General features: G+C 65.7%; 6 protein-coding genes. 4 read left to right on the forward strand and 2 right to left on the reverse strand.

Annotated features, from left to right (window positions below):
• Window positions 1-303, reverse strand: a 303-nt coding sequence (locus tag AC1DXV_RS30770; protein ID WP_477937255.1) for a carbohydrate porin, incomplete at its 3' end; no start/stop codon positions are given.
• 497 nt (window positions 304-800) lie between these two features.
• Between AC1DXV_RS30770 and AC1DXV_RS30775 the strand changes: the two genes are divergently transcribed.
• Window positions 801-1,775, forward strand: a complete 975-nt coding sequence (locus AC1DXV_RS30775) for a glucokinase (RefSeq protein ID WP_477869345.1) — start codon at window positions 801-803, stop codon at window positions 1,773-1,775.
• 2 nt (window positions 1,776-1,777) lie between these two features.
• Here the strand turns inward: AC1DXV_RS30775 and fabI are convergent, their stop codons facing one another.
• Window positions 1,778-2,566: an enoyl-ACP reductase FabI gene (gene fabI, locus AC1DXV_RS30780; RefSeq protein WP_477869347.1), complete on the reverse strand. Its 789-nt coding sequence runs from the start codon at window positions 2,564-2,566 to the stop codon at window positions 1,778-1,780.
• A 195-nt stretch (window positions 2,567-2,761) separates the two neighbouring features.
• Between fabI and rimP the strand changes: the two genes are divergently transcribed.
• The 3 genes from rimP to AC1DXV_RS30795 form a co-directional block, all read left to right on the forward strand.
• Window positions 2,762-3,310, forward strand: coding sequence for a ribosome maturation factor RimP (gene rimP, locus AC1DXV_RS30785; RefSeq protein WP_047512530.1), 549 nt, complete (start codon window positions 2,762-2,764; stop codon window positions 3,308-3,310).
• Entirely contained in the window at window positions 3,300-4,778 is a 1,479-nt protein-coding gene (gene nusA / locus AC1DXV_RS30790; protein WP_477937258.1) for a transcription termination factor NusA, read from the forward strand. Before rimP ends, nusA begins: the two co-directional genes overlap by 11 nt.
• A 70-nt stretch (window positions 4,779-4,848) precedes the next feature.
• The coding region (locus AC1DXV_RS30795; protein WP_477937257.1) for a translation initiation factor IF-2 associated domain-containing protein at window positions 4,849-5,404 on the forward strand (556 nt) is incomplete at its 3' end.

A 5,404-nucleotide genomic window follows, 5' to 3' on the forward strand; every position in this document is an offset into this window, starting at 1 on the left:
CGACGCCGCACCGGTGTCGCTCGAGTCACCGTTGTACAGGTTCGTCATCAGCGCGGCCTTGTATTCCACGCCGTCCGACTTGAAACCCTGGCTCAGCAGGAACTCGCCGTAGAAGTCGCACTCGTTGCCGAGCCGGTACTTCATGCCCGCGCCGCTCAGGCCGTAGCACGCACGGGCATCGTCCTTCTTCGCCGCGCCCGGGCCGGTGCGGAAGTAGCCGCCCCAATCGACGGCTTGTGCAGAGGTGGCGCCCAACAGACCCATCGCGGCGGCAATGGTCGCGAGCTTGAACTGACTCTTCATCTACTGACTCCTCAGAGGTTTTGCTTTGAAATGTGCCGAGCGCTCGGTCTGGGGGGACCCATTGCTGCAGCGGTTGGGGGAAACGGAGTGGGCGGCGAGCGGTTCGCAGTTCGCCCTGAATGGCTGGAAACTTGCGTTGTCTTCCTTGTGTCCAGCGAGTAGCACGGCTACATCACTGGCTGTAATGTTTTGTCAAGGTTGACTCTAGTAATCCGACTACAGCCGGTAAACGCGGGTTTTCCCGTCGTTTCTCACAATAACCACACCTATCAGGGAAGTCCCGAATGCCCGGCCGTCGATACTTTCCGGCCGGCTTGGCTATCATGAAAAGTAGTTTGGCTACAAAGGCGGGCGCGGTTCGGGTGCATTGCACGCCGGGCCGCATGGCCGAGGGGGGGCGCTACGGCGCCGGGGAGGTCGCGTGCGGATGGTCGCGCTGCGGCGGGGATCGTTGCCACAGGGTTTGCCTGCGGTGACTCGAACGAGAGAACGTTGACATGCAGGCAGATTCATTTCCGCGGTGGGTGGGCGATGTCGGTGGGACGAACGCGCGCTTCGCGCTGCAGCTGGCGCCGGGCGCCGAGCTGACGTCCATCGACACGCTGCCGGCCGCCGATCACCCGACGCTGCAGGACGCGATGGCGCACTACCTGCAAGCGCATTCGCCGACGGTGCGACCGCGCTGGTGCGCGATCGGCATCGCCAACCCGATCGTCGGCGACCAGGTGCAGATGACCAACCACCACTGGTCGTTCTCGATCGAGGCGGTGCGCCAGCAGCTGGGGCTCGAGCGCTTGCTGCTGATCAACGACTTCACGGCGCTCGCGCTGTCGCTGCCGTCGCTGAAGCCTGCCGAGTTGCGGCAGGTGGGCGGCGGGGCGGTGGTCGAGGGGGCGCCGGTCGGCCTGATCGGTGCCGGCACCGGGCTCGGTGTGTCAGGCCTGCTGCGGGTGCCGGGCAGCGACCGGGTGGTGCCGCTGAACGGCGAGGGCGGCCATGTGTCGCTCGGCGGCGCGACGCCGCGCGAGGACGCGGTGATCGCGGCGTTGCGTCAGCGCTACGGCCATGCGTCGGCCGAGCGGGCGTTGTCGGGGCCGGGGTTGGTGAGCCTCTATGAAGCGCTGTGCCAGGTCGACCGCGCGAACGCGCAGCCGCTGAGCGCGGCCGAGGTCAGCGAGCGTGCGGTGGCCGCGAGCGATGCGCACTGCGTCGAGGCGCTGGACATGTTCTTCGCGCTGCTGGGCAGCGTGGCCGGCAACCTGGCGCTGTCGCTGGGCACGCGCGGCGGGATGTACATCGGCGGCGGCATCGTGCCGCGCCTGGGCGACCGGATCGACCGGTCGACCTTCCGCGAGCGCTTCGTCGCGAAGGGGCGGTTCCGCGACTACCTGCAGGCGATGCCGACCTTCGTCGTGCAGGCCAGCACCTCGCCGGCCCTGCTCGGGGCCTTGCGGGCGCTGGACGATCTGTAGGCTCAGGCTTCTTTCGCGATGCCCCCCATCGCGTGGCTGAAGCCGGCGTCGACATAGGTGATTTCCGACGTGACGCCGGCCGCCAGGTCGGACAGCAGGAAGGCCGCGACGTTGCCCACGTCGTCGATCGTCACGTTGCGGCGCAGCGGCGCGTTCTGCTCGACCACGTCGAGGATCCTGCCGAAGCCCTTGATGCCCGAGGCCGCCAGCGTCTTGATCGGACCGGCCGAGATGCCGTTGACCCGCACGCCCTTCGGGCCGAGGCCGGACGCCAGGTAGCGCACCGAGGCCTCGAGCGATGCCTTGGCCAGGCCCATCGTGTTGTAGTTGGGAACGCTGCGAACCGCCCCCAGATAGCTCAGGGTGAGCAGGGCGGCCTTCGGCGACAGGCGCGAGGCGGCTGCCTTGGCCATCGCCGGGAAGCTGTAGCTGGAGATATCGTGGGCGATGCGGAAGGATTCGCGCGACAGGCCGTCGAGGAATTCGCCGGCAATCGCCTCGCGCGGGGCGAAACCGATCGAATGGACGAAGCCGTCGAATTGCGGCCAGGTTTCGCCGAGCTGGTTGAACATCGCGTCGATCTGCTCGTCGCTCGCGACATCGCAATCGAACAACAGCGTGGAGTCGAATTCGGCGGCGAACTCGGCCACGCGGTCCCGGAAGCGTTCGCCGACGTAGCTGAAGGCCAGTTCGGCACCTTCGCGCCGGCAGGCGCGTGCAATGCCGTAGGCGATCGAGCGGTTGGACAGAACGCCGGTGATCAGGAAGCGCTTGCCGGCCAGGAATCCCATGGAGTCTCCAGTCTGGTGTCATCAAAAGGGGGTGCTCATTCTGGCACGCACTCGCGCTTGACACTCACAACCCTTGCCGGGTAGTCCTCCACCGGGATACAATGCGTCTTTCGCAAGAAAACTGCATGGGCGGATTCTTCCAGCCCATTTTTTTTGCTTCTTCACATTTTCATAACCTCTGAAGACACTCGCTGGATGAATTGGCAAGCCGTTGTTGAACGCACCGTGACCGGGCTGGGTTACGACCTCGTGAGTTGCGAGCGCAGCCCCAAGGGTTTGCTGCGTGTCTTCATCGACCGCCTGCAGAATGATCCGAATGGCGAGTTCATCGTCGTCGAGGATTGCGAGAAAGTGACCCGCCAGCTGCAGCACGTGCTGGAGGTCGAGGGTTGCGCCTACGAGCGCCTGGAAGTGTCGTCGCCGGGGCTGGACCGGCCGCTGAACAAGCCTGCCGATTACCAGCGCTTCGCCGGCTCGGAAATCGAGCTGACGCTGAAGGTGCCGTTCCAGGGCCGCAAGAAATTCCGTGGCGTGCTGGAGGCCCTGGGAGAGCAGTGGCGCCTGGTGTTCAACGACGGCAAGGTCGACCAGGCCCTGGATTTTTCGTTCGAGGAAGTGCGGGAGGCCCATCTGGTGCCTGTCCTCGATTTCAAGGGCCGGCGCTTTGCGCAGCCGGCTGCTGTGCCTGACGGAGCCGACGTCCAGGCCGAAGATGTTGACGGAGATCGTAATAATGAATCGTGAACTCTTGATGCTGGTCGATGCCATCTCGCGCGAGAAGAGCGTGGATCGCGAAGTCGTGTTCGGCGCGGTCGAGGCTGCACTGGCCTCTGCCAGCAAGAAGCTGCACGGCGGCGAGGTCGACATGCGCGTCACCGTCGACCGCGACAGCGGCGAATACGAGACCTTCCGCCGCTGGCACGTGGTGCCCAACGAGGCCGGCCTGCAGTTGCCCGATTCCGAGATCCTGCTGTTCGAGGCGCTCGAGCAGATCGACGACATCGAGGTCGACGACTACATCGAGGAGCCGGTCGAATCCGTGTCGATCGGCCGCATCGGCGCCCAGGCGGCCAAGCAGGTCATCCTGCAGAAGATCCGCGACGCCGAGCGCGAGCAGCTGCTCAATGATTTCCTGTCGCGCGGCGAGAAGATCTTCGTCGGCACCGTCAAGCGCCTCGACAAGGGCGACGTGATCGTCGAATCCGGCCGGGTCGAAGGGCGACTGAAGCGCAGCGAGATGATCCCGAAGGAGAACCTGCGTTCCGGCGACCGCGTGCGCGCCTTCATCGCCGAGGTCGACGCCACGCTGCGCGGTCCGCAGATCGTGCTGTCGCGCAGCGCGCCCGGTTTCATGATCGAGCTGTTCGCCCAGGAAGTGCCCGAGATCGAGCAGGGCCTGCTGGAGATCAAGTCCTGCGCCCGCGACCCCGGTTCGCGCGCCAAGATCGCCGTGATCTCGCACGACAAGCGGGTCGACCCGATCGGCACCTGCGTCGGCGTGCGCGGTTCGCGCGTCAATGCGGTCACCAATGAACTCGCCGGCGAACGCGTCGACATCGTGCTGTGGTCCGAGGACCCGGCGCAGTTCGTGATCGGCGCGCTGGCGCCTGCCAACGTGCAGTCGATCGTCGTCGATGAAGAACGCCACGCGATGGACGTCGTCGTCGACGAGGAGAACCTCGCGATCGCGATCGGCCGCGGCGGCCAGAACGTGCGCCTGGCCTCCGAGATGACCGGCTGGCGCATCAACATCATGACGGCCGAGGAATCGCAGGCGAAGCAGAACGAGGAGTCCGACAGCGTTCGCAAGCTGTTCGTCGACAAGCTCGACGTCGACGCCGAAGTGGCCGACATCCTGATCGCCGAAGGCTTCAGCAGCCTGGAAGAAGTGGCCTACGTCCCGATGCAGGAAATGCTCGAGATCGAGGGCTTCGACGAAGACACCGTCAACGAGCTGCGCACGCGGGCCAAAGACGCTTTGCTGACGATGGAGATCGCCCGCGAAGAGAAAATGGAAGACGTGTCGCAGAACCTGCGCGATCTCGAGGGGCTGGATGCGGCCCTGATCCCGAAGCTGACCGAAAGCGGGATCAACACGCGCGACGACCTCGCCGACCTCGCGGTCGACGAACTGACCGAAATTGCCGGCATCGACGAAGACAAGGCCAAGGAACTGATCATGAAGGCACGCGAACATTGGTTCACGACCTGACATTGAACGACCTGATGCCCCAACGCCCGATCGAACGCCGCACTGCAAGTACCAAGCAAGGATATTCACAATGGCTGTGACCACCGTCGCCCAGTTGGCTGCCGAGCTCAATCGCCCGGCAGCCGCGCTGCTCGAGCAGCTCCAGTCGGCCGGCGTCGTCAAGGCGTCGAGCGACGACGCGCTGACCGAGTCCGACAAGGAGCGACTGCTTGATTACCTCCGCACGGCCCATGGCACGGGCGGGGGCGAGCGCAAGAAGATCACGCTGACCCGCAAGTCGACCAGCGAGATCAAGCAGGCCGATTCGAGCGGCAAGGCGCGCACGATCCAGGTCGAGGTGCGCAAGAAGCGCACCTTCGTCAAGCGCGACGAATCGGCGCCGTCCGAGGAGCCGGCAGCGCCGGTCGTCGACGACGCCGAACTGCAGCGCCGCGAGGTCGAGGCCCAGGCCCAGGCCGAGCTGCTGCGCCGCCAGGAAGAAGAGCTGGCCGAGAAGCGCCGCCAGCGCGAGGAACAGGAAGCCCGCGAACGCGAGGCCGCCGAGGCCCGCGCACGTGAAGCCGCCGAAGCCGCCGCGAAGGCCGCTGCCGAGGAAGCCGCGAAGGCGGCTGCCGCTGCAGCAGCTG

The organism is Rhizobacter sp. P3_C12 (assembly GCF_056402735.1).